This window comes from Papillibacter cinnamivorans DSM 12816 (assembly GCF_900176335.1).
Taxonomy (GTDB): Bacteria; Bacillota; Clostridia; order Oscillospirales; family Oscillospiraceae; genus Papillibacter; species Papillibacter cinnamivorans.
On the sequence record NZ_FWXW01000004.1, the window covers coordinates 262300 to 288919 of the forward strand.

At 58.5% G+C, this 26620-nt stretch carries 22 protein-coding genes; 1 reads left to right on the plus strand and 21 read right to left on the minus strand.

The window, feature by feature from the left end:
• Positions 1–27 precede the first annotated feature (27 nt).
• Both B9A13_RS08120 and B9A13_RS08125 read right to left on the minus strand, forming a co-directional pair.
• Positions 28–1146 carry a M20/M25/M40 family metallo-hydrolase gene (locus B9A13_RS08120; protein ID WP_084234642.1) on the minus strand — a complete coding sequence of 373 codons (1119 nt, stop codon included), beginning with the start codon at positions 1144–1146 and terminating at the stop codon, positions 28–30.
• A 15-nt stretch (positions 1147–1161) separates the two neighbouring features.
• Positions 1162–2349: a MalY/PatB family protein gene (locus B9A13_RS08125; protein ID WP_423241266.1), complete on the minus strand. Its 1188-nt coding sequence runs from the start codon at positions 2347–2349 to the stop codon at positions 1162–1164.
• A gap of 241 nt (positions 2350–2590) precedes the next feature.
• On the opposite strand from B9A13_RS08125, the gene B9A13_RS08130 reads away from it, so the two are divergent.
• Positions 2591–3373 carry a tRNA threonylcarbamoyladenosine dehydratase gene (locus tag B9A13_RS08130; protein ID WP_084234644.1) on the plus strand — a complete coding sequence of 261 codons (783 nt, stop codon included), beginning with the start codon at positions 2591–2593 and terminating at the stop codon, positions 3371–3373.
• 297 nt (positions 3374–3670) lie between these two features.
• Here the strand turns inward: B9A13_RS08130 and B9A13_RS08135 are convergent, their stop codons facing one another.
• The 19 genes from B9A13_RS08135 to B9A13_RS08230 all read right to left on the minus strand — a co-directional run bounded on the left by B9A13_RS08135 (position 3671) and on the right by B9A13_RS08230 (position 26545).
• Positions 3671–5278, minus strand: a complete 1608-nt coding sequence (locus B9A13_RS08135) for an RCC1 domain-containing protein (protein ID WP_159448070.1) — start codon at positions 5276–5278, stop codon at positions 3671–3673.
• A 51-nt stretch (positions 5279–5329) separates the two neighbouring features.
• Positions 5330–5806, minus strand: coding sequence for a flavodoxin domain-containing protein (locus B9A13_RS08140; protein WP_084234646.1), 477 nt, complete (start codon positions 5804–5806; stop codon positions 5330–5332).
• A gap of 18 nt (positions 5807–5824) precedes the next feature.
• Positions 5825–6211: an FMN-binding protein gene (locus tag B9A13_RS08145; protein ID WP_159448071.1), complete on the minus strand. Its 387-nt coding sequence runs from the start codon at positions 6209–6211 to the stop codon at positions 5825–5827.
• 183 nt (positions 6212–6394) lie between these two features.
• Positions 6395–7252, minus strand: a complete 858-nt coding sequence (locus tag B9A13_RS08150; RefSeq protein WP_084234648.1) for a MetQ/NlpA family ABC transporter substrate-binding protein — start codon at positions 7250–7252, stop codon at positions 6395–6397.
• A 48-nt stretch (positions 7253–7300) separates the two neighbouring features.
• Positions 7301–7960 carry a methionine ABC transporter permease gene (locus tag B9A13_RS08155; RefSeq protein ID WP_084234649.1) on the minus strand — a complete coding sequence of 220 codons (660 nt, stop codon included), beginning with the start codon at positions 7958–7960 and terminating at the stop codon, positions 7301–7303.
• Complete coding sequence (locus B9A13_RS08160) at positions 7950–8969, minus strand: methionine ABC transporter ATP-binding protein (RefSeq protein WP_143806917.1); 1020 nt, start codon at positions 8967–8969, stop codon at positions 7950–7952. The genes B9A13_RS08155 and B9A13_RS08160 overlap by 11 nt, the downstream gene beginning before the upstream one ends.
• Positions 8970–9200: 231 nt before the next feature.
• Positions 9201–10133 carry a cysteine synthase A gene (gene cysK, locus B9A13_RS08165; RefSeq protein ID WP_084234650.1) on the minus strand — a complete coding sequence of 311 codons (933 nt, stop codon included), beginning with the start codon at positions 10131–10133 and terminating at the stop codon, positions 9201–9203.
• Positions 10134–10332: 199 nt separating this feature from the next.
• Positions 10333–11340: an ABC transporter ATP-binding protein gene (locus B9A13_RS08170; RefSeq protein WP_084234651.1), complete on the minus strand. Its 1008-nt coding sequence runs from the start codon at positions 11338–11340 to the stop codon at positions 10333–10335.
• Positions 11333–12313: an ABC transporter ATP-binding protein gene (locus B9A13_RS08175; RefSeq protein ID WP_084234652.1), complete on the minus strand. Its 981-nt coding sequence runs from the start codon at positions 12311–12313 to the stop codon at positions 11333–11335. The genes B9A13_RS08170 and B9A13_RS08175 overlap by 8 nt, the downstream gene beginning before the upstream one ends.
• Before the next feature lie 16 nt (positions 12314–12329).
• Complete coding sequence (locus tag B9A13_RS08180; protein ID WP_278309012.1) at positions 12330–13232, minus strand: ABC transporter permease; 903 nt, start codon at positions 13230–13232, stop codon at positions 12330–12332.
• Positions 13233–13235: 3 nt separating this feature from the next.
• Positions 13236–14252: an ABC transporter permease gene (locus tag B9A13_RS08185; protein ID WP_084234653.1), complete on the minus strand. Its 1017-nt coding sequence runs from the start codon at positions 14250–14252 to the stop codon at positions 13236–13238.
• A 297-nt stretch (positions 14253–14549) separates the two neighbouring features.
• Positions 14550–16130 carry an ABC transporter substrate-binding protein gene (locus B9A13_RS08195; protein ID WP_084234655.1) on the minus strand — a complete coding sequence of 527 codons (1581 nt, stop codon included), beginning with the start codon at positions 16128–16130 and terminating at the stop codon, positions 14550–14552.
• 138 nt (positions 16131–16268) lie between these two features.
• A complete protein-coding gene (locus tag B9A13_RS08200) occupies positions 16269–17339 on the minus strand; it encodes a M24 family metallopeptidase (protein WP_084234656.1) in 1071 nt (356 codons plus the stop codon).
• Positions 17340–17666: 327 nt separating this feature from the next.
• Complete coding sequence (locus tag B9A13_RS08205) at positions 17667–19082, minus strand: MATE family efflux transporter (RefSeq protein ID WP_341456023.1); 1416 nt, start codon at positions 19080–19082, stop codon at positions 17667–17669.
• 100 nt (positions 19083–19182) lie between these two features.
• Positions 19183–19713 (minus strand): GNAT family N-acetyltransferase, encoded by a 531-nt coding sequence (locus B9A13_RS08210; protein WP_242942822.1) that lies wholly within the window; start codon positions 19711–19713, stop codon positions 19183–19185.
• 5 nt (positions 19714–19718) lie between these two features.
• Positions 19719–21047 (minus strand): 2-hydroxyacyl-CoA dehydratase, encoded by a 1329-nt coding sequence (locus B9A13_RS08215; protein WP_084234657.1) that lies wholly within the window; start codon positions 21045–21047, stop codon positions 19719–19721.
• The gene (locus B9A13_RS08220) at positions 21040–23997 is read right to left on the minus strand and encodes an acyl-CoA dehydratase activase (RefSeq protein ID WP_084234658.1); all 2958 of its coding nucleotides are present in this window, start codon (positions 23995–23997) and stop codon (positions 21040–21042) included. The genes B9A13_RS08215 and B9A13_RS08220 overlap by 8 nt, the downstream gene beginning before the upstream one ends.
• Before the next feature lie 292 nt (positions 23998–24289).
• The gene (locus tag B9A13_RS08225; protein WP_084234659.1) at positions 24290–25084 is read right to left on the minus strand and encodes a hypothetical protein; all 795 of its coding nucleotides are present in this window, start codon (positions 25082–25084) and stop codon (positions 24290–24292) included.
• A gap of 216 nt (positions 25085–25300) precedes the next feature.
• Positions 25301–26545, minus strand: a complete 1245-nt coding sequence (locus B9A13_RS08230; RefSeq protein WP_084234660.1) for a [Fe-Fe] hydrogenase large subunit C-terminal domain-containing protein — start codon at positions 26543–26545, stop codon at positions 25301–25303.
• Positions 26546–26620: the final 75 nt, after the last annotated feature.

Below are 26620 nucleotides of genomic sequence, written 5' to 3' on the forward strand. Positions count from 1 at the left end.
GCGGTTTCGGCCGAAGAAAAAGGGGTTTCACTGCGTGCTTGTCATCAGAGTGAGGGTCAGCAGGGCTGCCCGGGCCAGTTCTTCCACGGTGGTATATTCAGACAGGCTGTGGACCTCGTTCATGGCGCAGGCCGGGACGATGCCGGAAATCCCCTTTTTAGCCAGGGTGTTGTTGTCGCTGCCGCCAAAGGTGCTGATGAGAGACAGCGGCAGCCCGAGGCTCCGGGCGGCCTCTTCAAACCGCCGCACCACCGGACTGTCCGGGGGCGTCTGGTAGGCCTCGCTTACCACCTCGTGTTTGAAGCGGATCCCGGCGCCGTACTCCGCCGCGGCTTCTTCAAAGCGTTTGCCCACCGCGCGGATCCATTCCAGGGCTTTCTCATGGGAATAGCTCCGGACCTCCCCCCGGACGATACATCGGTCGGGTACGATATTGGTGGCGCCTCCTCCGGAAATGAACCCCGCGTTCAGCGTGGATTCTTCATCCGGGCGGCCGATGGGAAGAGCGGCGACGGCCTTCGCCGCTGCGGCCACGGCATGTATCCCGTCCTCCGGGGCAAAGCCCGCGTGGGAGGATTTCCCCAGCACCTCCGCCTCGTAGGAAATAATGGAGGGAGCCCGAAGGGCGGCCGTGCCCACGGGGCCGGACAGGTCCAGGACATAGGCCTCTTTGGACCGGAGCACGGAAGCGTCGAAAGCCTGGATCCCCCGGCAGTAAGCTTCCTCCGCGACGGAAAAAAGCACCTCGATGGGCCGGTGGGGAAGTTTTTCCTCCCGGATGACCCGGAGCGCTTCCAGAATGGCCGCGACCCCCGAAAGATCGTCGGAGCCCAGTATGGTGTCCCCGCCGCTTCGGATAAAGCCGTCCTCTCCCAGCACCGCCCGCTTGCCGGAGGAGGTCTCCACCGTGTCCAGATGGGCGCAAAAGAGGAGGGGCTCCAAGGGAAGATTTCCCTCAAGAAAGCCGCGGATATTTCCGCAGTTACCGCCCAGAATGCTCCCGGCGCCGTCCTCCGAGACGGAAAATCCCAGACAGGCCAGAGAATTCTTGATCCGGTCCCCCAGCGTTCGCTCGCCGTAAGAGGGACTGTAGGTGGCCACCATCTCCGAAAAATCCCGGATGAGTCTGTCCCGGTTGATCCCCATAGCCAAAATCTCCTTTCATGATTCCGGAAGGCCGGAAAAAGCGCCGGCCAGACGCTCCATCGCCTCTTTCAGAACGGCTCTGGGGCAGGCGATGTTCATTCGCTGAAATCCCGCGCCTCCCGGGCCGAACATAGGCCCGTCGTCCAGCCACAACCCTGCTTTATAAAGGATCCGTTCCTTCAGCTCACAGTCCGAAAGGCCCAGTTCCCGGCAGTCGAGCCAAATGAGGTAGGTGCCCTCCGGTTCCACCAGCCGGACCCGGGGCAGGCGCTCTGAAAGAAACTGCCGGACAAAGGAAAGGTTGGAAAGCAGATACGCCTTCAGCTCCTCCAGCCAGGGTCCCCCGTGGGCATAGGCCGCCCGGCATGCGACAAGACCCATGGCATTGGGCAGACCGCAGCCTGTGCGTTCCACCTCATGCCGGAAGCGGTCACGGAGCTCCCCGTTGGAAATGAGTATATTGGAGATCTGGAGCCCGGCAAGGTTGAAGGTCTTGGTGGGAGCGGTACAGGTGACGGTGAGGTCCGAGAATTCCGGACGGAGGGAAGCGAACACGCGATGCCGGCGGCCGGGGGAGACGAAATCGGCGTGGATTTCGTCGGATACCACCGGAACGTTATACTTAAGGCAGATCTCCCCCATGGCGGCGAGCTCCTCCTGCCGCCACACGCGCCCCACCGGGTTGTGAGGGCTACACAGGATAAAGAGCTTTACCCGGTTCTGCCGAATTTTTTCCTCAAAATCGGAAAAGTCAATGGAGTAGCGTCCATCTTTGTAAACCAGCGGATTTACGGCCGGCTTCCGTCCGTTTTCCGATATAAGGCGTGCGAAGGGGTAATAGACCGGCGGTTGGATCAGAACGCTCGCTCCCTCCCGTGTCAGCGCCCGTATGGCGGCGCTCACGGCGAAAACCACGCCGGGTGTCTTGACGAGCCATTCCGGGGAGAGCTCCCAGCCGAAGCGCTCCCGGTACCAGGCGGAAAGAGCCCCGAAATACTCCGGCCCGGCATCGTCGCTGTATCCGAAGATCCCGTGCCGGACCCTCGTCTCCAGCGCCCCCAGCACCTCCGGCGGCGAAGGGAAATCCATGTCCGCCACCCAGAGGGGGAGAATATCCGCGGGGTATCCCATCCGGCCGGCAAAGTCGTATTTGATGGAATCGGTATTTTTTCGGTTGACGGCGGTGGCAAAAGAATACATGATAAACACACTCCCGAAGGGCCCGGGATAAAAGGCGGCGGGGAAAACCTATTTCCCGCCGGAACAGACGGACGCTCCATAGAAAATGATAGGGATAAAAAACGGTTTTGTCAACCTCGGGAAATGCACGGCGTAGGTTCCGCCCGGAATCCCCGCACCGGAGCTTGACAGAAGGGCGGAGCGAACCTACTATAGAATTCAGAAGAGTATCGAAAGAAAAACCGCTGATGGAAAGGGAAATGGGATGCAGAGCGAATTTTCAAGAACGGAGCGGATCCTGGGGAAAGAGGCGGTGGAGAAGCTGAAGTCCTCCTCCGTCGCCGTTTTCGGCCTGGGGGGAGTCGGCTCCTGGACGGCGGAGGCCCTGGCCAGAAGCGGCGTGGGCGCCATTGCCCTTTTCGACGACGACAGTATCTGCCCGAGCAATATAAACCGCCAGCTACCGGCCACCCACAGTACGGTGGGCAGAAAGAAGACGGAGGTGATGAAGGACAGGATTCTGGACATCAATCCCCTTTGCGCCGTAACCGCCTGGGACTGCTTTTACTCGGCCCAAAACGCCGGCGACTATCCCCTGGATAAATACGACTATATCGTCGACGCCGTGGACACGGTGTCCTCCAAGCTTCTCCTGGTGGAGAGGGCGATGGCCGCCGGGGTTCCCATCATCAGCTGTATGGGGACGGGAAACAAGCTGGACCCCGCGCGGCTCGAGGTGGCGGATATCTATGAGACCTCCGTGTGCCCTCTGGCCAAGGTGATGCGCAAAGAGCTCCGGGCCCGGGGCGTGGACGCTTTGAAGGTGGTCTATTCCAGAGAGGAGCCCATAAAGCCCCTGGAGACCGGGGAGGAGGACGGCTGCCCCGGCCCGGAAACGGCCGGAAACCATTCTCGACGGCGGCAGGTGCCGGGCAGCGTCTCCTTCGTCCCCCCGGTGGCGGGCTTTCTTCTGGCATCCCGGGTGGTCCGGGATCTGATATCGGGATTGGAGCCAGTCGAAAAAGCTGAAAACGTCGGAGAGAACTAATTACACGTAATGCCGGGCAGCCGGCTGAATAATTGAGCCGCCGCCCTTCCGGGTGGCGGCTCAGTCTGTCGAAAAAGCCTCGCAGAGTTCGCGCCGCGTACGGCGCGAATAAAATTATATCGTTTTTCCCGGCGACCTGAGCGTCGGGAAAAACACTTCTCGGCTTGTAAGTGTACGAATGGTTCGCCCTTGGCGGACGATTCGTGCGCGCAGCAAGCCGCATCCCACTCGAAAAAGTGCCTTTGGCACTTTTTCGACAGTCTCAGCCGCCGCCCTTCCGGGCGGCGGCTTTGGATTTTATGGATTGTAGCCTGTGGTGGTTTCGATCTTGATGCTGCTGGTCGCAGAATCCCAGCTGACGCCGAAATCGATGCAGGCGGCCACGTCCCTCAGCTTGAAGTAATTGTTTCCGCCGATGGTGTAGGCTGAAAACTGGATCTGCTTTCCGTCGATGTAGACCGAGGAAGCCGAAGGCGTGGCGGCCTTTGCCTGCGTGCTGCCGGAGACCGCCATTTCCCCGCCCACAGGGGTATACGGCTGGGAGGTTGCGATGCTGATGGCCATGTTTGTTCCGTCCCAGCCTACGGAAAACTGCTTCTGAGTCCCGTTCAGGATATAGGCCAGATCCCGCAGCTTGAAGTAGTTGTAGCCGTTGATGGTATAGGCGTCGAAAGCCGTGACGGTCCCGTCCACCAGGACGGAGGAGCGGTTGGGAGTGGCCGTTATGGCAGTTCCGACGGGTATTTTAAATCCCGTGCCGATCTTCTGGAAGACGGACAGATCCTGGCTGTAATTCGAATTGCCCAGCTGGCCGCTGTCGTTTTGCCCGCAGGCCCAGAGGCTGCCGTCCTTCTTCACCATCAGGGTGTGCCGCCGCCCCGCGGCCACCGAGGCAACGTTGTCTGCGACCTTCACCGCCTGGCTGGGAGAGTCGTTTTTCATTACGCCGTTACCCAGTCTGCCGTTGAGTTCGCAGCCCAGGGCCCACAAAGTCCCGTCGGTTTTCAGTACCATCGCGTGCTCCTCGCCCACGGAGACCGAGGCGACCCCGCTCATAATTTTATAGGGCGTTTTCTGGGTTGCCGCGGCGCCCGAGGTAAGCACATTATATAGGTTGGTTCCCCATCCCCAGAGCGTGCCGTCCTTCTTTACCGCCATGGCGAAATACTGTACGCCGGTGGAAACTGAGGCCACGTTGTCCAGCACCTTCACCGGGGAATAGCGGCTGGTCTCTGTCCCGTCCCCCAGATGGCCGTAAGAGTTGTCCCCCCAGGCCCAGAGAGTTCCGTCCGCCTGGACGGCATAGGCGCTGGCGTACCCTACGCTGGAAGCGGAGACCGAGACCACGTTTTCCATGATCTTCACGGGCTCGGCGTGGACGTCGGTATCCATTTTCCCGATTCCCAGTTCACCCGTGATGTTTTCTCCCATGGTCCACAAGGAGCCGTCTGTCTTCACCACCATGGAAAAGCGGTTTCCCGCGGAAGCGGCCTTCACACCGGTGAGGATCAAACGGGGTGTGGAGGAGCTGATATAGGATCCGTATTGATCCTTATCGGGACCCAGCTGGCCCCATCCGGCAAGGCCCCAGCCGTAGAGCTTTCCGTCGTAGGTGACGGCCAGGACATGGGTATCGGAAACAGACACGCTCACCACGCCGTCCAGCACTTTTTGGGGCGCCGGCTGCGCCGTATAGGTTTCCACTCCGTCCCCCAGCATACCGTACACCTGGTTTCCCCAGCTCCAGAGAGAGCCGTCCTCCCGGATGGCATAGGAGACCGAAGACCCGGCGCTCACGGTGAGATACGAGTCGCCGAAAGCGGCCGCATGGGGAGCGGAAATTGACAGTAGCATTGGAAATACGAGCGCCAGAATAAGAAAACGCATACGAAAGGATACTTTCATTTTCTGCATCTCCTTTTTATTACAGTGTCTGCTGTTGCATGCCAAACTGGATTATGCCCGGTTCATTGCGTCGGCAAAGCGGGAAACGGCCTCCTCCCGGAGATTGATTGTATTCTGGGATGAACCGGAAATCTTCCGGATGATGGAACGCTCCAGAAAATTCATTTTATCGAAGTTAAACTCGCCCCCCAGGCAGTCCTTTACGACGGCCGCGGACAGCAGATCCTTGGGATAGGAAGAGGCGATCTGCTTTTCCGCGTACTCCCCCTCGCCCATCCCGCAGATAAAAAGCCCCAGCTTTTTCCCTTTGAGTGTTTCCAGATACTCGCGGCAGAACTTAGCGGCGGGGGAGCGGAGCTTGCCGGCATAGACGGAGGCTCCCACGATCACCTTGTCGTAGGACGCGGGATCCGGGCATCTGACGCTCAGATCGCAGAGATCGGTTTTTCCCTCCAGCTTTGATGCCAGCCGTTCGGCGCATTGTTTGGTAAATCCGTGCTTTGTGGCATAGGCGATCAGCGTGCTCATCCTTTACCTCCTTCGTCGTCAGCGGGTCAGGGCGTTTTCAATGGATTTGAGATAGGCCTTGCAGGTGACGGTGGCGCCGGAAACGGCGTCCACCCGGGTATCCTGGGCGGTGATGACTCTGGACAGCAGTTCGTCCGTCACGTCGTCCAACGGGAAAACGACGTCATTGACAATACGGATTTCGGTAATAGCCCCATCCTTCACCGTGACGGCGACCTCGTTGGTCCACCGGCCCGCCTCATAGGTCCCGGCATAGGTTCCGTCCCGGACCGAGGATGGATCGACGCCCGAAAGGAGAAGTTTGCTCCCGGAATCCAGCCCCCGGGTCAGATATGCCATCCCTCCCGCAAAAACCAGCGCAATCACAGCCAGTGCAATCAGTATGATTTTAATGATTTTTTTCATGCCTCCGCTCCTTTCATCCAATGAGGTGAAGGCCTCGGTATTTAGCGTTGGATTCCGCATATTGGAATCCAGCGCTATTATATTAGAAACGCGGCGGGAAATCAATCGCATATCCGTCGTTTTCCGGCAATAAAACCGGGCACTCCCTGAGGGGAGTGCCCGGTTTTATTAAATGAATCAGTTTTAGAAAGTGGGAACCACTGCTCCCTGATAGGTATCCTCGATGTACTGACGGACTTCGTCGCTCTGCAGAGCCTTAACCAGGGCCTGGAGATCCTCCCGGTTCTCGTCACCGGCACGGACGGCGATGATGTTGGCGAAGGTGGTGGCGGCCAGGGAGTCCTTTTCCTCTTTCGCCAGAGCGTCGGTGGCGGCGTTCAGGCCCGCCTGGATGGCGTAGTTGCCGTTGATGACGGCGATATCCACGTCGGGCAAAGACCGCGCCAGTTGAGCGGCTTCGATTTCGATGATGTCAAGGTTTTTGGGATTTTCTGCAATGTCGTTCTTGGTGGCCTTCAGTCCTGCGTCTGCCTTCAGCTTGATGAGACCCTGGGCTTCCAGCAGCAGAAGGGCGCGGGCTTCGTTGGTGGTGTCGTTGGGAACGGCCACCTTGGCTCCGTCTTTCAGAGCGTCCAGCGAGGTGGTTTTGCCGGGATAGATGCCCAGCGGTTCATAGTGGATTGCGCCGATGGAGACCAAGTCGGTCTTGTTTTCGGCATTGAAGTCGTCCAGATAGGGCTGATGCTGGAAGTAGTTGGCGTCCAGATCGCCGCTTGCCAGAGCCAGGTTGGGCTGCACGTAATCGGTGAACTCCACGATTTCCAGATCATACCCTTCCTTGGCCAGGACCTCTTTGGCAACCGCCAGGATCTCCGCGTGAGGCGTGGGACTTGCTCCCACAACGATTTTATTGAGTGCTTCGGTTGCCGTGGGAGAGGGGGCTGCGGTGGGTGTCGCCGTTGCGCCGGTAGAACCGGAGCAGCCTGCCAGAGTGCTTGCCGCCAGCAGGGATGCAATAAGGACAGCCGCGATTCTTTTCATTTCTCTTCCTCCTGTTTATACGAATTGATATTTCCGACCAGATTTGGTTTAGATTCGCTTATCTCCGATTTTTGCCAGACGCATGCCGATCTCCTGCAGAATCTGAACAATGATTACAAGAAGCGCCACGGTGACCAGCATGATGTTTGTCTGATACCGGTAATACCCGTAACGGATGGCGATGTCGCCCAGACCGCCGCCTCCCACGATCCCCGCCAGGGCGGAGTAGCTGAGAATGGTGGTGACCGCGATGGCGGCTCCCACCAGGAGAGAGGGCCGGGCCTCCGGCAGCATCACCTTCCAGACGATCTGGAAAGGGGACGCCCCCATGGACTGAGCCGCCTCGATAACGCCCTTGTCGACCTCCTTGATGGAGCTTTCCACCAGCCTTGCGACAAAGGGGGCGGAGGCGATGACCAGGGGAACGATGGTCGCCGTGGGTCCCAGAGAAGTGCCCACGATCGCCCGGGTGACCGGGATAAGGGTGATGAGCAGGATCAGAAAGGGAACCGAGCGGAGGAGATTGATGATGACGCCCAGAATCTGATTGACAACCGGCTGGGGGCCCAGCCCGTTTTTATCGGTGATCACCAGGGCGATGCCCAGGGGCAGCCCGATCACATAGGCCAGCGCGGAGGAGACCAGCGTCATATAGAGGGTGTCTACAACGCCCTGGGCGATCATTTTTACGACGACCTCACTGAACATGCTCCCGCACCTCCTCCGCTGTGAGTCCCTGGGACCGCAGGTATTCCAGCATCTTATCCGCCACGTCGTCCGTTTCGGGAAGCTGGATGACGATCTGTCCGAAGGCGCGCCCGTCGATGTCCTTGGTGTCTGCGAAAATAATATTCACCGTCCGGTGAAATTTAAGTACCATGTCGGCAATGACCGGCTGGAAGGAGGAATTGCCGTCGAACACGATGCGGCAGCGCCGGTTCCCCTTGAAGGAATCGGTCTGCATGCCGTCCGGGTAAAACATGCGCTTTGCCGCCGCCGATTTCGGCCGGAGGAACACCTCGTCCACGTTACCGATTTCGGCGATCCGATGCTCATCGATAATCGCGACCCGCCTGCAGATCCCCTCGATGACCCCCATCTCATGGGTGATGACCACGATGGTTACCCCCAGGCGCCGGTTGATATCCCGGAGGAGCTCCAGAACACCCCGGGTGGTGGAGGGGTCCAGGGCGCTGGTGGCCTCGTCGCAGAGAAGGACCTGCGGGTCCGTGGCCAGGGCCCGGGCGATGGCCACCCGCTGCCTCTGCCCGCCCGACAGCTGCGAGGGATAGGCCTTAGCCTTGTCGGGAAGCCCCACCAGATCCAGGAGCTTTTTTGCCTTTTCCGCTGCCTCCGCTTTTTTGACTCCCGCGATTTCCAGGGGAAAGCAGACGTTTTGCAGGGCATTTCTCTGCATCAGGAGGTTGAACTGCTGAAAAATCATTCCCATGGACCGCCGCACCCGGTAAAGCTCCGGGAGAGAGAGCCTGGAAAGATCACGGCCGTCGAAATAGATGGCGCCGGTCGTGGGCTGCTCCAGAAAATTGATGCACCTTACCAGCGTGCTCTTTCCGGCACCGCTCATTCCGATGATCCCGAAGATTTCACCGCGGCGGATTTCCAGGCTGATGTCGTCCAGCACCTTCACTACGCCGCCGGAGGTGGGAAAGCTCTTGCCGAGCCCCTCAATCCTGATGATCGGTTCCAAATCGCTCAAGACGATCCCTCCCTTCGCGCGTTATAAATTCTTCCCCCGCAAAAAAACCCGGCATGCTTCCGGGTATTGCCTTCAATTTCCTTCGTGCGCGGTGGGATTGTCCTCATTATCTTAGGATAATCCGGAAGGTTTGTCAACGAAGAAAACATACCGCCCGATATCCGGGCGGACATTCCGCTCCCTCCGGCGGGGATACGGCGCCGAAAGCCCAGGCGGAGTTTTCGGCGGGCTTTATTCGGAAAACATGGGAGTGGACAGATATCTCTCTCCGGTATCCGGAAAGATGACGACGATGGTCTTGCCCGCATTCTCCGGGCGCATTGCCAGCTGGGACGCCGCCCAGGCCGCGGCACCGGAGGAGACGCCCACCAGCAGGCCCTCGGCCCTGGAAAGCTCGCGTCCCGTGCGGTATGCGTCCTCGGCTTTTACCCGGATGACTTCGTCATAGATATGGGTGTTGAGCACCCGAGGCACAAAGCCCGCGCCGATGCCCTGGATCTCATGAGGGCCGGAACGCCCTTCCGACAGAACCGGCGAATCCTCCGGCTCCACCGCCACAACCTGAAGCCCGGGATTTTTGGATTTGAGGTATTCTCCGGTTCCGGTAATCGTTCCTCCGGTACCCACGCCGGCAACCAGTATGTCCACCTTTCCGTCCGTATCCCGCCAGATTTCGGGACCGGTGGTTTCCCGGTGGGCTTTGGAATTGGCCGGATTCGTAAACTGGCCGGGGATATAGGCGCCAGGAATTTCTCCTGCCAGCTCCTCGGCCCTGGCGATGGCGCCGGACATGCCCTGGGCGCCGTCGGTAAGCACCAGTTCCGCCCCATACGCCTTTAAGAGGTTTCGGCGTTCCACGCTCATGGTTTCGGGCATGGTGAGAATCACCCGGTATCCCCGGGCCGCCGCAACCGCGGCAAGCCCGATTCCGGTATTGCCGCTGGTGGGCTCCACTATAACCGAGCCGGGCTTAAGAATTCCTTTTGCTTCCGCGTCTTCAATCATGGACATTGCGATGCGGTCCTTGCTGCTGCCCGCCGGATTGAAGGATTCCAGCTTTGCCATGACCGTCGCCTTGAGATCGTATTTTTTTTCAAAATTGACGAGCTCCAGAAGGGGAGTGTTGCCGATAAGCTCATTTAAGCTCCTGTGTACGTTGGACATGGCGTTACCTCCTGTATGTCGGCTGCCCCGAAACGATTCAAGTATATATTTCAAATGCCCCGGAAGAAAGCGTGTATTATAATACCGTTGCGCCTTTTCGTTGTCAATAGAAAAGCCGCTCTTTCCCGGGAGGTGCCCGAAGAAAGTCTTGTCCCGGATCGGTTTCGGGATCCGGGACAAGACGGCTTGTTATCTGAGTTCACTGGGAAACACTGTCGGAATCGGCGCTGCCGACGAGTGTGTCGTACAGCCGGCAGGCCACCAGGTGTCCGTTCCCCACATCCCGGAGCGGGGGACAGATTCGGTCGCAGCCCTCAAAGACCTTGAAGCAGCGGGAGGCGAAGCGGCATCCCTCACCCGGATCGATGGGACTTGGCACATCCCCCTTGAGGATGATCCGTTCCTTTTTTCGGGTGACGTCGGTGACGGGAATGGCCGAGAGCAAAGCCTGGGTATAGGGGTTGAGGGGCTTTTCGTACAACTCCCGTTTGGAGGCGATCTCCATGAGTTTTCCCAGGTACATGACGCCCACCCGGTCGCTGATATGCTTGACCACGTTGAGCCCGTGAGCGATGAAGAGATAGGTCAGACCGAACTCGTCCTTCAGGTCGTGGAGAAGGTTCAGCACCTGGGCCTGGATGGACACATCCAGGGCGGACACCGGTTCGTCGCAGACGATGAGCTTCGGCTGTACCGCCAGGGCCCGGGCGATCCCGACCCGCTGGCGCTGTCCGCCGGAAAACTCGTGGGGATACCGGTTCCGGAGGTGGTTAGCCAGACCTACGCAGCCCAAAAGATAATTTACCCTTCCCTCCACTTCGGAGGAGGGAAGCAGATGGTTGATCCGGATGGGTTCGGCAATGATGTCCCCGATGGTCATCCGGGGATTGAGGGAGGCATAGGGGTCCTGAAAGATGAGCTGGATATCCCGGCAGCACTTTCTGCGCTCCTCCTCGTCCATGGCGGTGAGGTCGCGTCCGTCGAAGAGAATGGTGCCGGAAGTGGGCCTGTAGAGGTTCACCAGCATTTTTCCGATGGTGGTTTTCCCACAGCCGGACTCTCCTACGAGGCCGAAGGCCTCGCCCCGCCGGATTTCAAAAGAGACGTCGTCCACCGCTTTGAGGACCGACGTCGGCCGGCCGAAAAAGTCGGTCCTCACGGTAAAGTATTTTTTCAGATTTTTGATTTGTACCAGCGGTTCATTCATGGCGGTCTTCCTCCACTTCTTCGCTGTACAAAAAGCACCGGACCTTGGAGCCGTTTACCGGAACCAGGGCGGGCATATGTTTTCTGCATTTTTCCATGCACCTGTCGCACCGGTCGGAAAAAGCGCAGCCCGGGGGCATATGCAGAGGATTGGGCACCATGCCCCGGATCATGGAAAGCCTCTCCCGCTCGTCGTCCAGCCGGGGGATGGATTCCAGCAGCCCCACGGTATAGGGATGCATCGGGGAAGTGAACAGGGTCTTCACGTCCGCCTCCTCCAGGATCTTTCCGCAGTACATGACGACGACCCTGTCTGCTGCTTCGGCCACCACTCCCAGGTCGTGAGTGATGAGAAGAACGGCCATGTTCAGTTTTTCCCGGAGGCTGTAAAGAAGCTCCAGGATCTGAGCCTGGATGGTCACGTCCAGGGCGGTGGTGGGTTCGTCCGCGATGAGAAGCTCCGGGCGGCAGGAGAGGGCCATTGCGATCATGACCCGCTGGCGCATGCCGCCGCTCATCTGATGGGGATAGTCGTTTGCCCGGGCCTCCGGCGAAGGGATCCCAACCAGGTCCAACATTTCCACGGTTCTGCGGAGAGCTTCCTCCTTGGTAAGCTTCATATGGGTCATGATGCTCTCCATAATCTGATCCCGGATCCGCTGCACCGGGTTTAGAGACGTCATGGGCTCCTGAAAAATCATGGAGATCTGATCTCCCCGGATCTTCTGCAGTTCGTGAAGGGGAAGGCGGGTGAGATCGTTCCCCTTGAAGAGGATTTCGCCTTTCGCGATCCGTCCGGGCGGGGAAATAAGCCCCATAATGGACAGCGAGGTGACGCTTTTCCCGGAGCCGGATTCTCCCACGATGGCGAGGATTTCTCCCTTGTCCACGGAAAAGCTCACGTCGTCCACCGCGTTGACAACGCCTTTTTTCAGATGGAATTCAGTTGTCAGATGTTTTACTTCCAGCAGCATAGCCTTGTACCTGCCTCTATAGTTGCCTGGACTTGGGGTCCAGCGCGTCGCGCAGACCGTCGCCCAGCAGATTGAATGCCAGCACCGTGATTGTAATGGCGATGCCGGGGAAAATCAGGGTGTAGGGGGCGGAAAAGATAAAGCCCCTTGCCCTGCCCAGCATATCTCCCCATTCCGCGTAGGGCGGCTGAACGCCCAGACCCAGAAAACCCAGGGCCGAGGTGTCCAGCACTGCCGTGGAGATGCCCAGGGTGGCCCGGACCACAATGGAGGACAGGATGTTCGGCATGATATGCTTGAAGATGATGCGCCCGTCCCGGTTGCCCACCACCCGGGCGGCCTGGACATAGTCGTTCTCCTTCACCGAGAGGATACAGCCCCGCACGATCCGGGCGTATTCCGGTATGGAGACCAGGCCGATGGCGATGACCGCCTTGTCAAGGCCCTTGCCCAGGGCGGCCATGAAGGCGATCGCCAGCAGAATGGAGGGAATGGCCAGCATCATATCCATAAAGCGCATGATAACGGTGTCGGTTTTGCCGCCCCGGTAGCCGGCGACAGCGCCCAGGATAATTCCCGCCGTAAGGGAAATGGCTACGGCGGAAAGCCCTACCGTGAGAGATATGTGCGTACCGTAGATGATACGGGAAAAGATGTCCCTTCCCAGCTGATCGGTCCCGAACCAGTGCTCGGGTCCCGGAGGAAGAAAACTGGCGCCCATATCGGACAGATTCGGATCGTACGGCATGAGCCAGTGGCCGAAAACGGCGACGAAAATCAAAAACAGGATGATGCCCAGTCCCACCAGGGCGCCTTTGTTGGACTTAAGAGCGTCCCACATTTCCCGTATCTGGGATTCCGGCTTTTCCAGAGGTTCGGCGGCGGCTGCCGCGGAAGTGTCAAACGGCTTGTCTTCCACGCTTCAGGCCTCCTCTCTGGTGTACTTGATCCGGGGATCGAGAAAAGCGTAGATGATGTCCACTACCAAATTGATGATGACGAAGGTGATGGCTACCAGCATCACGACCCCCTGGACCACCGGAAAGTCGGACTTCAGGATACAGTTCACCGTATAGGAACCGATCCCGGGCCAGGAAAAGACCGTCTCCGTGAGAACCGCTCCTCCCAGAAGGGAGCCCAGCTGCAGGCCGATTACCGTGACGATGGGGATGAGGGCGTTTCGCAGCGCGTGCTTCCGGATGACCTTGCCCTCCGTGATTCCCTTGGCTCTGGCCGTCCGGATATAATCCTGCCCCAGAGTGTCCAGCATGGTGGAGCGGGTCATGCGGGCGATGATGGCCATGGAATACATACCCAGGGCGACGGTGGGGAGAATCAGGTGCCGCAGCGCATCCACAAAGGCCTTCATGTTTCCGGCCACCAGGCTGTCGATGAGATAAAAGCCGGTTACCGTGTCGGGCCGCAGCAGAGGATCGATCCTGCCCCCCGAGGGGAGAATGTGAAGAACGCCCGCAAAAAGGATGATGAGCAGAATGCCCAGCCAGAAGATGGGCATGGATACGCCCAGCAGCGCTGTGACCATTCCCGCGCTGTCCACCACGGTATTTTTCTTCACCGCCGAAACAGTCCCTATGACAATTCCCAGTATGGAGGCGAAAATGATGGAAGAGACGGCAAGCTCGATAGTGGCCGGAAACCGGGCCATGATTTCACGGATAACCGGCGTTTTTGTGTAATAGGAGGTGCCGAAATCTCCGGTAAAGACGCCCTTGATGAAATTCAGATATTGTATGTGTAAAGGAGCGTTCAGGCCGTTCGCCTCGCGCCAGGCCTCCGTGGCCGCAACGGTGGCGTGCTGCCCAAGGACGATGGGCGCAGGGTCGGGCGAAAACACCCGCATGATGACGAACACAATGATGGAGACCCCGATGAGAACCGGGATCAGCAGGAGAAGCCGCTTGATGATGAATTTGAGCATGGGCAACAAACCTTTCCTAAGGTATCGGACCGCAGTCTGGATTTGCCGGGGAAAACCGTCGGCCTGCCGTTTGCCTGACGGAAATCAGTGGATAAACCGCTTCCTCCTTGAGGAAGACGGCGGAAAGCTCTGGAAAAAGCGCGCCCGGAAAAAGAACCCGGAAAACCCGAAGCATGCCTTGCATACGCCGGAAACCCGCCGCATGCAAGGCACTGCCTCGCCGTTACAATCCGGCGCCCGGTCCGGAATCCGCCCGTTTTGGGCGGATTCCGGTCAGACGGACAGCCGGATAAGTGTTTAGTTGGTCTTGGACATCTGAGACAGGAAGATATTGCCCGTCACATGGTAATAGTAACCCTGAACCTTGGGGCTGTATGCGGAGAGCAGTTTGGAGTGGGAAATCAGCAGCCACGGGTTCTCGTCCACCTGGATCTGCTCCAGCTGCTTGTAGATGGCGTCGCGGTCCGCGCCTTCGGGAGCGGCCTTGCCCTGGGCAATGAGATCGTTGTATGCGGCGTTGTCATAGCGGGCCACGTTCATGGCGGGATCCTTGTCGGACAGCAAAGACATGAAGTTGTCCGGATCGCCGTTGTCGCCGGTCCAGCCGTAGAAGCAGATGTCGTAATCGCCGGCCTTGACCTTTTCCTTGTAAGTGGTCCAGTCGAACACGTCGATGGTGCAGTCGACGCCCACCTTGGCGAGATAGCCCTGAATGGCCTCGGCAAGGACCTGCCCGGTAGCGGTGTTATAGGGGCGGGGGTTGGAATAGGAGATCATATGCACCTTGGTGACGCCGGCAGCCGCGAGGGCCGTCTTGGCGGCGTCAGGATCATAGGAGACCTGCTTGATGTCCGCGGAGAAGCCGGGGACAAAGCTGGGAAGAATGGTGTCGGCGGGAGAGGCGTAACCCTGATAGAGGCTCTGCACCAGTTCGGGAACGTTCACGGCCTGGGAGAATGCCTTGCGGGTTGCGGCATCCTTGAAGATGTCGGAGGTGGTGTTGTATGCCATGTAGTTGATGTTCATGCCGTCCGGCTGATCCACGATGTTGCCGGCAGCCGTGATCTCATCCACGACGGTTGCATCGATGCCGTCGATCATATCCACTTCGCCGTTGTTGAGGGCGACCACACGGGCGGAGTTATCCTTGATGATCCGGAAGATTACGTTTTCGGTGACCGCTTTGTCTCCCCAGTAGTCGTCGTTGCGGACAAGAACGATATCCTGCTCCTTGTCCCAGCGGACGAACTTGTAGGGGCCGGTGCCCACGGGGTTCTCGTTGAGGTTGCCGTTGTATTCCTCAAGAGCCTTGGGGCTGACCATGGGAGCCGCCATGCTCATGGCGAGGTTGTACAGGAAGGGGGTGCAGACATCCTTCAGGGTGATGGCGACGGTGTAGTCGTCGATGACATCCACCTTGGTGACATAGCCGTAGACAAAGTCGGCGTAAGTCATATCCGTGGTGGCGTTGCCCTGCATCTGGCGCTCTACGTTGACCTTCACGGCCTCGGCGTTGAAGTCGGTGCCGTCATGGAACTTGACGCCCTGACGCAGATGGAAGGTGTAAACCAGCCCGTCGTCGCTGACGTCCCAGGACTCGGCCAGACACGGCTCCAGCGCGGTGGAGTCTTTCGCGTACTTGAGAAGGCCTTCATAGATGTTGACGATGACTTTGGAGGATTCGCCGTCATCCACCATGGCGGGATCCAAGCCTCTGGGATCGGCGCCCTGGGCGAAGATCAGCGTATCCGCCAGGGTGGCCTCGGTGGGAGCCGGTGTGGCGGTAGTGGAAGCGGAGCCGCCGGAGCAGCCAGCCAGCAACCCGATACACAGAACCAGAGACAGTGCAAGAGCAAGGAACCTGTAATTTTTCTTCATCGTTATCTCCCTCACTTTATTTTTTATATGAAAAAAGCGCCTGCCATAAACGGCAAGCACTTTGCTTGTTGTGACTAAAAGCACGTTTTAGCCGTTTATGCAATCCCTGCGGAATTGAAATTGTTCAGCCGGCCCGCATTACAGGACGGTGATCTCCCTGGAAAAGGCGTTGAGGGTTTCACAGCCCGTTTCCGTGACCAGCACCAGGTCCTCGATGCGCACGCCCCCGATACCGGGCAGATAGATGCCGGGCTCGATGGAAAAGGTCATTCCCGAGGCGGCGGGGGTGTTGTTTGCGGCAGACACGTCGCCGGCCTCATGGACCTCGATCCCGATAAAATGTCCCAGGCGGTGGTTGAAATACTCTCCGTACCCCGCCGCCCGGATGATTCGGCGGGCTTCTTCGTCGATCCTGCTCATGGGAACTCCCGGGCGGATGACGCTCCTGGCCGCCTCGTTGGCCCGCTTGACCAGGGCATAAATTTCCCGCAGCCGGTCTGATACCTCTCCCAGGAAAAAGGTCCGTGTCATGTCGGAACAGTATCCGTCTTTGATGCATCCGATGTCCAGGATTGCGCAGTCTCCGGGACGAAGAACGGTGCCGTCCGGCACGTGATGGCCCTCCGCCGCGTTGGCGCCGAAGGCGACGATGGGCTCGAAGGAAATGCCGTCCGCTCCCAGCCGCCGAAAAATCCTCGCTGTCTCTTCCGCAAGCTCCGTTTCGGAGATCCCCGCCCGGAGAGCCCGCGCGGCTTCCTCCATGGCTCTGTCGTTGAGGTGTGACGCCCTGCGCATCCGGCCGGCTTCCTCTTCATCCTTGCACTGGCGCACCGCGTCCGCGCAGACGGAGGCGTTGACATATCCCGATGCCGCTCCCAGTTCCATGAGGCGAAGGAGCACCCAGGAGCACATATTCCGGTCCACGCCCAGCGCTCTGGTGTTATCTGTGAGGCCTGCCAATATTTTTGCCGCGTCCTGCGTGTCGTCGTACGGTACGACATGGATATCCGGATCCGCCGGAGCCGGGAAAAGCCGGTTGATCATCAGAAAACAGCCGCTTATTTTTATGTATAGAGCAAGCAGCCGTTCTCCGGAGTCGATTCGGCTTCCCGTGAGGTAAAAAATAGCGGCAGGGTCCGTAATTACCATTTGCTCAAGGCCCCGTCCCGCCAATTCGTTAAGTATCTTTTTCAGTCTGGTTTTATTCACTGCCGTCACTTCTGCCTTTTAAAGGGATAAATTCTCCCGACACAAATCGGATGCGTCATTTCCAGATTTCCGGGAGATAGGACACGAATCCTGAAAGGCGATTCAGTTTATCAATGTGCTTATCATAGCACATTTCTCGTTTTTTTCAATAGGAATTCCCAAATTTGCAAATGTATTATTATTCATTTTGATGTATAAACAACAAATATCTGAAATTTGTCCGCGAGGGAAGGAAAACGTGAAAATACTTTCGGCTGGGAAAAAAACGGCTTCACATGCAGGCCGGAAAGCGGTTTCAGAAAATTATTATTCAAAAGAAAGAGCACATCATCTGGATTCGGCCTGTGCCTGCGGAATGGGGGAAAGGGAATTCTCCGTTTCCCCGGGAGCGTCCAGCGGCAGGATTTTTTCCCGATAGACCAGGCGGAACAGCAGGGCGCAGAGAACGGTGGTCACAATGTCCGCCACGGGAAAAATGGCCCAGACCAGACCCGGAGGACCGAAACGGGTAATAAGGAAAGCTCCGGGCAGAATCAGAATCAACTGCCGCGTGATGGAAAGACTCATGCTCAGAACGCCGTTTCCAAGGGCCTGAAAGGTGGAGGAAAAGACGAAAATCACGCTGGATATGACGAAGCTGATGCTCAGCATCCGGAGAGCGGGCACGCCCGCGGTCAGGGTGGCTTCCGAGGCGTCGAAAAGCAGCAGAAGCTGCCGGGGGAACAGCTGCATCACCGCGAGCCCCGCCAGCATGATAAAAAACGACAGGAGGATCGACTGACGGACGGTGTCCGCGATCCGTTTCCGGTTCCGGGCCCCGTAGTTGTACGCCACGATGGGGATCGTGCTGTTGGTGATGCCGAAAACCGGCATGTAGACAAAGCTCTGAAGCTTGTAATAGATGCCCAGGACCAGAACCATGGTGTAGGAGATGTTCGCCAGAATCATGTTCAGTCCCGTGATCATGACGCTCACCAGCGACTGCATGATGATGGAAGGAAGACCTACCCGATAGATTTCCAGGATGACTTTTCCGTCCGGGCGAAACCCCCGGAAGGAAAGCTGGATGTCGTGGTTGACCCTGAGATTCAGAATCATGCCCAGAACCATGGCAATGGACTGTCCCAGCACCGTGGCGATGGCCGCACCCGCCACTCCCATGGCAGGCACGCCAAAGTATCCGAAGATGAAGATGGGATCCAGAACGATGTTGATGGCCGCACCCGTTGCCTGTACGATCATCTGGTAAAAGGTATTCCCTGTGGACTGCATGAGACGCTCGGCGGCGAACTGGAGGAACATGCCCATGGAGAACACGGTGCAGATGGTGAGGTAATCCGTCCCGTAACGGATAATCTCCGGGTCCTCCGTAAACAGGTGAAAAAAGCGCCCGGCAAAGAAGAAGCCCAGGACTGCAAATAGAAGACCGCTGAGGATATAGACGAAAATACCGTTCATAGCGGCCCGGTTGGCGTCGTCAAACCTGTGCTCTCCCAGCCGGCGGGACAGCAGAGAATTGACGCCCACGCCGGTTCCCACCGCGAAGGCGATCATGAACATCTGCACCGGCAGGGCCAGAGAGAGCGCGGTGAAGGCGTTGTCGCTGATCCGGGAGACAAAGATGCTGTCCACCACGTTGTAAAGCGCCTGCATCAGCATGGACGCCATGAGAGGAAGGGACATGCTGATGAGAAGCCGCCGGATCGGCATGACCCCCATTTTGTTTTCTCTCCGCTCTTCCAATATGAATTCTCCTTTATAAGTTCTGAAAGTATGAAAAAGGCGGGGTTCCATACGGGAGGACCCCGCTTTCCTATGCGGCCCGGCGAAGGATAGTCCGGTATCAGTGAATTGCGTATTCCAGCTCCCGGACGTACCGCAGGTCCACGCATACCCGGTCGGAAAAGGGAATGTCCACCGTACTGCCGTCCCAGGCGAAGCCCGCCCGACCGTAAAAACGCCTGGCGCCTTCGTTTTCCCGCAGCACCAGCACATAGCACCGGGAATATCCCAGCCCCTTCAGGGCGGAGAGCGCCCCGTCCATGAGAAGGGCGCCGTACCCTCGGCCGCACCGGTCCGGCAAGACATAGAAGGAAATGATCTCGCCCCAGCCGCCGTAGCCGCCGGCCCGGGCAGGACCGTAGCAGATGAAGCCCCGGGCCTCGCCGTTTTCCTTCAGCAGCAGACCCCGGACAGTGCCGTCTGCATGTCCCCGCGTATAATATTCCAACCAGTAATCGTCCGTAAGCCGCTCGAAGAAATCGGGGGGAACCGCCTCGGCGTATGCCGCCCGCCAGCCCAGGGCGCAGATCCGGCTCATTGCGAGAAAATCCTCCGGCGTCTGAGCGCTTACGATTTTGCATGAGATATCCACCCGGGTTACGCCTCCGCCGAGGCCGGTTTGCCCGTATCCGGTCCCGGTTTGCCCGCCGAGGGCCCTTCCGCGGCCGTGCTTCTCCGTGCGTTGGCCAGCATCAGCTTGATGCGGTTTTCCTGATTGATCTTGGTGGCTCCCGGATCGTAGTCGATAGCCACGATATTGGAATGAGGGAAGTCGTCCTTGAGCCGCCGGATCATGCCCTTGCCCACCACGTGGTTGGGAAGGCAGCCAAAGGGTTGGGTGCAGACGATGTTCCCCGTGCCGCTTTCGATGAGCTCCAGCATTTCCGCCGTGAGAAGCCATCCCTCTCCCATCTTGTTGCCCTCTCCCAGATAGCCGTGGATCAGCTCCTTCAGGTGGGAAAAGGGAACCGGCGCCCGGAAGGAGGAGTTGTTTCGGATGGAGGAGATCATGGCCCGCTGACATTTTTCCACATAGCGCTTGAAGATGCGCACCACGATTTTTTTAAGGAAACTCCCGCCGTACAGATCGATATCCACGTCCCGGTTGTCGATCTTGAAGATGATGAAATCGGTGAGGCCGGGGACCACAGGCTCCGCTCCCTCGGAGCGAAGGAAATCCTCCAGGTTGTTGTTCCCCAGGGGGGCGAATTTGATGTAGATCTCCCCCACGATGCCCACCCGGGGCTTGGAAGGACCCTCCAGGGGAATGGAGGCAAAATCCCGGACGATTTTGTCGCAATTTTTCACCATGCCGGGATAGTTGAGTCCCTTGCCCTCCTTGAAGCCGTCGATAAGCCGCGCCATGCACCTCTCGATCATTGCGTCCGTGGCTCCCGGTTCCTTCTCGTAGGGGCGGCACTGGTTTGCCACCTGGACGATGATGTCTCCGTACATCATGGAGAAGATCATCTGGCGGATCAGGGTGAGAGTGAGGGAAAACCCCGGGTTTTTTTCCAGCCCAGACAGGTTCACCGAAACCACGGGGATATAGTCCATTCCCGCCTTTTTCAGGGCCTTGCGCAGAAGGTGGATATAGTTGGACGCCCGGCAGCCTCCTCCGGTCTGGGTGATAAGAAGCCCCACCTTGTGCATGTCGTAACCCCCGTGCTTCACCGCGTCGATGAGCTGTCCGATGACCAGCAGGGCAGGGTAGCAGGTGTCGTTGTGAACGTATTTGAGCCCCTCGTCCACGATCCCCCGGTGATGGGTGGTGAGCATGTCCACCTTGTAGCCGGCCAGCTGCATGCACCGCTGCATCATGGAAAAATGCACCGGCAGCATCTGGGGCATGAGAAGGGTGTACTCCTGTTTCATCTCTTTGGTGAACAGGAGCCTTCCCGTTTCGTCGTAAACCAGTTTAGCCATTGGCTGCCTCCTTGGGCTTCGTTGCTGCCTTTTCCCTGGCGTCGATGGCGGCCAGCAGGCTCCGGATCCGGATCCGCACCGCGCCTAAGTTGTTGATATCGTCGATCTTCAGCTGGGTGTACAGCTTCCCGCAGCGCTCCAGGATGTCCCGCATCTCGTCCCCGGTGATGGCGTCGATGCCGCAGCCGAAGGAGACCAGCTGCACCAGATGCATGTCCGGCTGGGTGCAGACATACCGGGCGGCGGAGTACATCCGTGCCTGGTAGGTCCATTGGTTTAAGACCTTCCGGCTCTCTTTGGAGACAAGGTGGGAAAGGGCGTCCTCGGAAATAAGGGCGAGATCAAAGGAGGTGATAAGCTCGTCGATCCCGTGGTTGATCTCTGGGTCGATGTGATAGGGCCTGCCGGCCAGGACCAGAATCCGTTTCCCGTTTTCCCTGGCGAAGCGGATGATTTTTTCCCCCTCCAGACGGATATCCTCCTTATAGGCGGCGTAGGCCTCGTAAGCCGCGTCCACCGCCGCCCGGGTCTCCCCTTTGGGGATCTGAAACTCTCGGAGGAAATACTTTTCCGCCCGGAGCTTAAAGTCCCGGGGCCGGTGAAGACCGAAATAGGGATTGAGGTACCGGATCTGCTTGAGCCTGGGGATGTTTGCCCCGATGAGCTCCGGGTAATAGGCCACCACGGGGCAGTTGTAATTGTTGTCGCCGCTTTTTTCGTCGAAGTTATAGGACATGCAGGGGTAGAAAATGGTGTCCGCTCCCATGTCCAGAAGGGCCTCCACGTGCCCGTGCATCAGTTTGGCCGGATAACACACCGTGTCCGAGGGGATGGTGTGCTGCCCCTTGATGTAGAGCTTCCGGGAAGATTCGGGAGACAGGACCACTTCAAATCCCAGCTTTGTGAAAAGAGCGTGCCAGAAGGGAAGGTTTTCATACATGTTCAGGCCGAAGGGGATGCCGATTTTTCCCCGGGGGCCGGGAATGCCCGTGAGCGAGCGGAGCTTTTCGTATTTGTAGCGCAGAAGATTGGGCATGGTGGAAGCAGCCTTGCCCAGGGGTCGCTGGCAGCGGTTTCCCGAGATGAACCGGCGTCCGTTGTCAAACTGGTTCACCGTAAGGCTGCAGTGGTTGGTGCACAGGCCGCAGGTGGCCGGTTTTGCAGTGTGAGTGAAGCCCTTCAGCTCTTCCGCCGTCAGAAGGGAGGTCTGAGTAAGCCCCAGATCCTTGGCGTAGAGAGCCGCGCCGTAAGCTCCCATGATTCCCGCGATGACGGGGCGGGTGACGTTGCGCTCAAGCTCCACCTCAAAGCTGCGAAGCACCGCGTCGTTTAGGAAAGTACCGCCCTGTACTACGATGTGTTTTCCCAGATCGTCCGCGCTGGCGGCCCGGATGACCTTATAGACCGCGTTTTTCACGATGCTGATGGAAAGCCCTGCCGAGATTGCCTCGACGCTGGCGCCTTCCTTCTGGGCCTGCTTCACCGAAGAGTTCATGAATACGGTGCACCGGGAACCCAGATTCACCGGGTGCTCGGCAAAGAGCCCCAGCTTTGCAAAATCCGCGATGGAGTAGCCCAGGGCCCGGGCGAAGGTCTCGATGAAGGAGCCGCAGCCCGAGGAGCATGCCTCGTTGAGCATGATGCTGTCCACCGCGCCGTTTCGGATCTTGAAACATTTCATGTCCTGGCCGCCGATGTCGATGATGAAGTCCACGTCGGGATTGAAGTGCCGGGCCGCCCGGTAATGGGCGATGGTTTCCACGAGGCCCGCGTCTACCCGGAATGCGCTTTTGATGAGATCCTCGCCGTAGCCCGTCACGGCGCTGCCCCGGATATGGATCCGGTCTCCGCACAGCTCGTGAATCTTCTCCAGCTGGCCTTTGACCACCGAGACGGGATTTCCGGCGTTGGAGCTGTAATAGGTGTATAAGATCCCGCCTTCCGGCGTGATGAGCGTAAGCTTGGTGGTGGTGCTCCCCGCGTCGATGCCCAGATACGCGTCGCCCTCGTAGGTATCCGGATCTATCATCCCGGGAGCATTGGCGTTGTGCCTTTTGAGAAATGCGTCGTATTCCGCCCGGTCTTTGAAAAGGGGCGGGAGAGTGTCCGCCATGGAGGTGCTGTCCACCGCCTCCTCCAGCTTGCGGAACATGGTTTCAAAGGGCATGGGCTCATAGTCGGCGGCGCACAGGGCGGCGCCGATGGCGGCAAAGCAGTCCCCGTTCTCCGGGAAAATGGCGTGCTCCTCGTCCAGGTGCAGGGTCTCCGTGAAGCGCTCCCGCAGCCCTTTGAGAAAATGCAGCGGCCCACCCAGAAAGACCACTTTGCCGGAAAGCTCCCTGCCCTGGGTCAGGCCCGAGATGGTCTGGTCCACCACCGCCTGGAAGATGGAGGCCGCCACGTCCTCCTTGCGCCCGCCCTGGTTGAGGATGGGCTGGATGTCCGATTTGGCGAACACGCCGCAGCGGGAGGCGATGGGATAGATCTTTTCGTGCTTTAAAGAAAGCGCATCCAGCTCCTCCACCGAGATGTTCATGAGGGTTGCCATCTGGTCGATGAAGGCGCCGGTGCCGCCTGCGCAGGAGCCGTTCATCCTCTCCTCCAGGCTGCCCTTGAAGAAGATGATCTTGGCGTCCTCGCCCCCCAGCTCGATCACGGCGTCCGTGTCCGGGATATACTCCCGCACGGCCGCGGCGGTGGCGTACACCTCCTGGACGAAGGGAAGGGAGCTGGCCTTGGCCACGCCCAGGCCGGCCGAACCCGTGATCAGCATGCGCACCTGCCGCCCGGAAAGCATTTCCTGGATCCCCCGGAGGATCTCGCAGGTTTTTTCCCGAACCTTGGAAAAATGCCGCTCGTAGGAGCGGAACAGAAGCGTTCCGTCCCCGTCCAGCACCACCACCTTCACGGTGGTGGAGCCGATATCGATTCCTATTTTTAAATTCGTCATACTTTCACCTTAAACAATTGCCGTTTCTTTTATACTGATATCCCGCTGAAGGGCGGAAAATTTCCTCGCAAAGATGCCTGCTTTTTAGTGGGATATCAGTATTACAATGCTGATTGTAATACTAAACGAAATAAATTTGTTTTTCAACCATTCAATTTTATTTGTGGAATCGGGAACAGATGGTGAGACACTGAAAAACCGGGCGGCTGCTCAGCCGCCCGGGTCAGCTTGCGGTAGTTTTCGTCCGCCTGCGCGGGCGAACAGCCCGTTGGTTAATCTGCCGCCTCCGCCGCTACATCATTTTGACGGTGTAATATACCGCTAGGACGAACAGATAGCCCACCAGGACAAATATGGCGTAATACGCTGCCGTCGCGCCGAACAGGAGCATTGCGGCCAGAGAGGCGGCGGAAAAAAGCAAAGTGGAAAAAAGGGATATGTAACTGGCTCCCGCGGGAAATATGGATACCGTTTTGTTCCCTAAACTCAGGGAACCCTTTCTGGCCCGAAGCAGGAGGAAGGCGATGAGGCAGAGTACCAGAACTGCGGCGAAAATCCCGGCGGCAAGATGGATCACCGTTCCCCAGATCTCGCTGCCGGTTCCCTTGCGGTAAAGCCACAGAACCAGGATTCCCGCTCCGATCAAAACCGAGCTTACGAAGAACTCCCGCTGGTAAAGGTAGTAGATAAGGGCCAGTATGGCGACGATGGGGATCACGCCGCAGAGAATGATAATCCCGTTGGGATAAAAAGCGTTGATGAATAAAACGCAGAGGGAGGTGAGGCCGGACAGGACGGCCAGACGGACGCCGTAGCGCGCCCTGCCTGCCTTTCTGGCCGCGATCGCCCATATGACGCCCGCCGCGGCGCCCGCCGCGCCCACATAGACCAGTTTGGTCATGACGTGGTAGACGGCGACGATGGTGTCCGCGCTGGATTTTACGTAAAACTTATAGCAAAGCAGAAGCAGCAGCTCCGCCGCCACCGCGATGCCGAAAAGCCATAGAATTTTGTTGAAAACCAGGTCGTCCCGTTCCTTTGTGGACATTTTCCTGTCTTTTTTTGCCGTCGCGGCCTTTTTTGTCATTCGGGTATCCTCCAAAAGATGAGGGCGGCAAAACAGCTTTGCCCCCTCAAAATCCATAGCAGCATTGTATCAGATTCCCAGGGTGTTTGCAATACCAAAACAAGGCACCGAGCCTCGGAGCGGAAGAGCCGGGACGCTTGGACGAACGCGCATTGCGCGCCCCCGGGGAAACATGGGTATTCCCCTGCTCCCGCCGAAAAACATGATTTTCGGCGGCTAAAAGTTCCGGGTAAAGAGACCGTGCTCTTCCAGAAGGCCCTCTACCGTGTCGAATCCCAGCCGGTGAAGAAGATCGATGACATAGGGGTTGTCGATGGGAGTGGGATAGGCGGCGCCGTCCCCGTATTCGTTGACACTCTCCCGACCCTCCTCCCGGGGAAGGATGGCTTTGGGTCCGCCGACGCAGCCGCCGACGCAGCCCATGCCCTCGATGAAGTTTGCATCGTTGTCTCCGGCTAAAAGGGCTGACAGCAAGGCCCTGCAGCCGGGAATGCCGTCTGCCTGGCGGGCCTTCACCGTGATGGACCGGCCGGGATTGAGCCGCCGGACGGTCTCCTGCATCGCCTCGCTGACGCCGCCGGTCCGGGCGTAGATTCTGCCGCTTTTAGAGGAGTGGTCCCGGGAATCCTCTTCCATCTCGCCGGGGTTGATCTGGAAAAACTCGAAGATATCCCGCATCTCCTGGAAGGTGAGGACAAAGTCCACCGCGTCGGCGATGTCCGGCTCCCGGGCCTCCGCCTTTTTGGCGATGCAAGGGCCTATAAAGATAGTGGTCGCGTTGGGCTCCAGCTTTTTCACCGCCCTGCCGCAGGCTACCATGGGAGAGACGGCGCCGGGCAGATTGGGCACCAGCTGGTGGTATACCTTTCGGATCATTGCGATCCAGATGGGGCAGCAGCAGCTGGTGAGGAGAAAATCCTTGTCCGTGAGGATGGTCCTGTCGAACTCCAGAGCCTCCTTGAGAGTGAGGATGTCCGCAAACAGGGCCACCTCCACCATGCCGGAAAACCCCAGCTTTTTAAAGGCGCTGCGCAGTTTTCCGGGGGTGACCGCAGGGCCCAGCTGTCCGATAAAGGCGGGGGCCACCAGGGCGTAGACGGGGCCTTCCGCCCGGTTGACTGCGGCGAGGGCAGGCAGGATGTCCCGGCTTTCGATGAGGTTTTTCGCGTTGCACCGTTCGATGCACTCCCCGCAGCCTACGCAGCGATCCTTGTCCACCACCATGTTGCCCTTTTCGTCCCTTTTCAGGGCGTCGAACAGGCAGTTGGCGGCGCAGGCGGCGTCTTCCCCGCAGCCGCATTCCCCGATACGCCAGACGGGCGCGTGTTTTTCCGGACGGAACAGGCAGTCCAGATGGTGGGGATCGAAATCCTCCTTCCGGATCTGCTCCAGTTCCGCTTCCGTTCTGTTTTCCGCGGCGGCCTTTACCAGACGGCCGTATAACTCGTTGAAAGACTGCATATCCCGATTCCTTTCCCAATCCGTCCCGCGCATCGGCGGGAATGTTTATACCCGCCCGGCGGGGGCGGGTCTGAG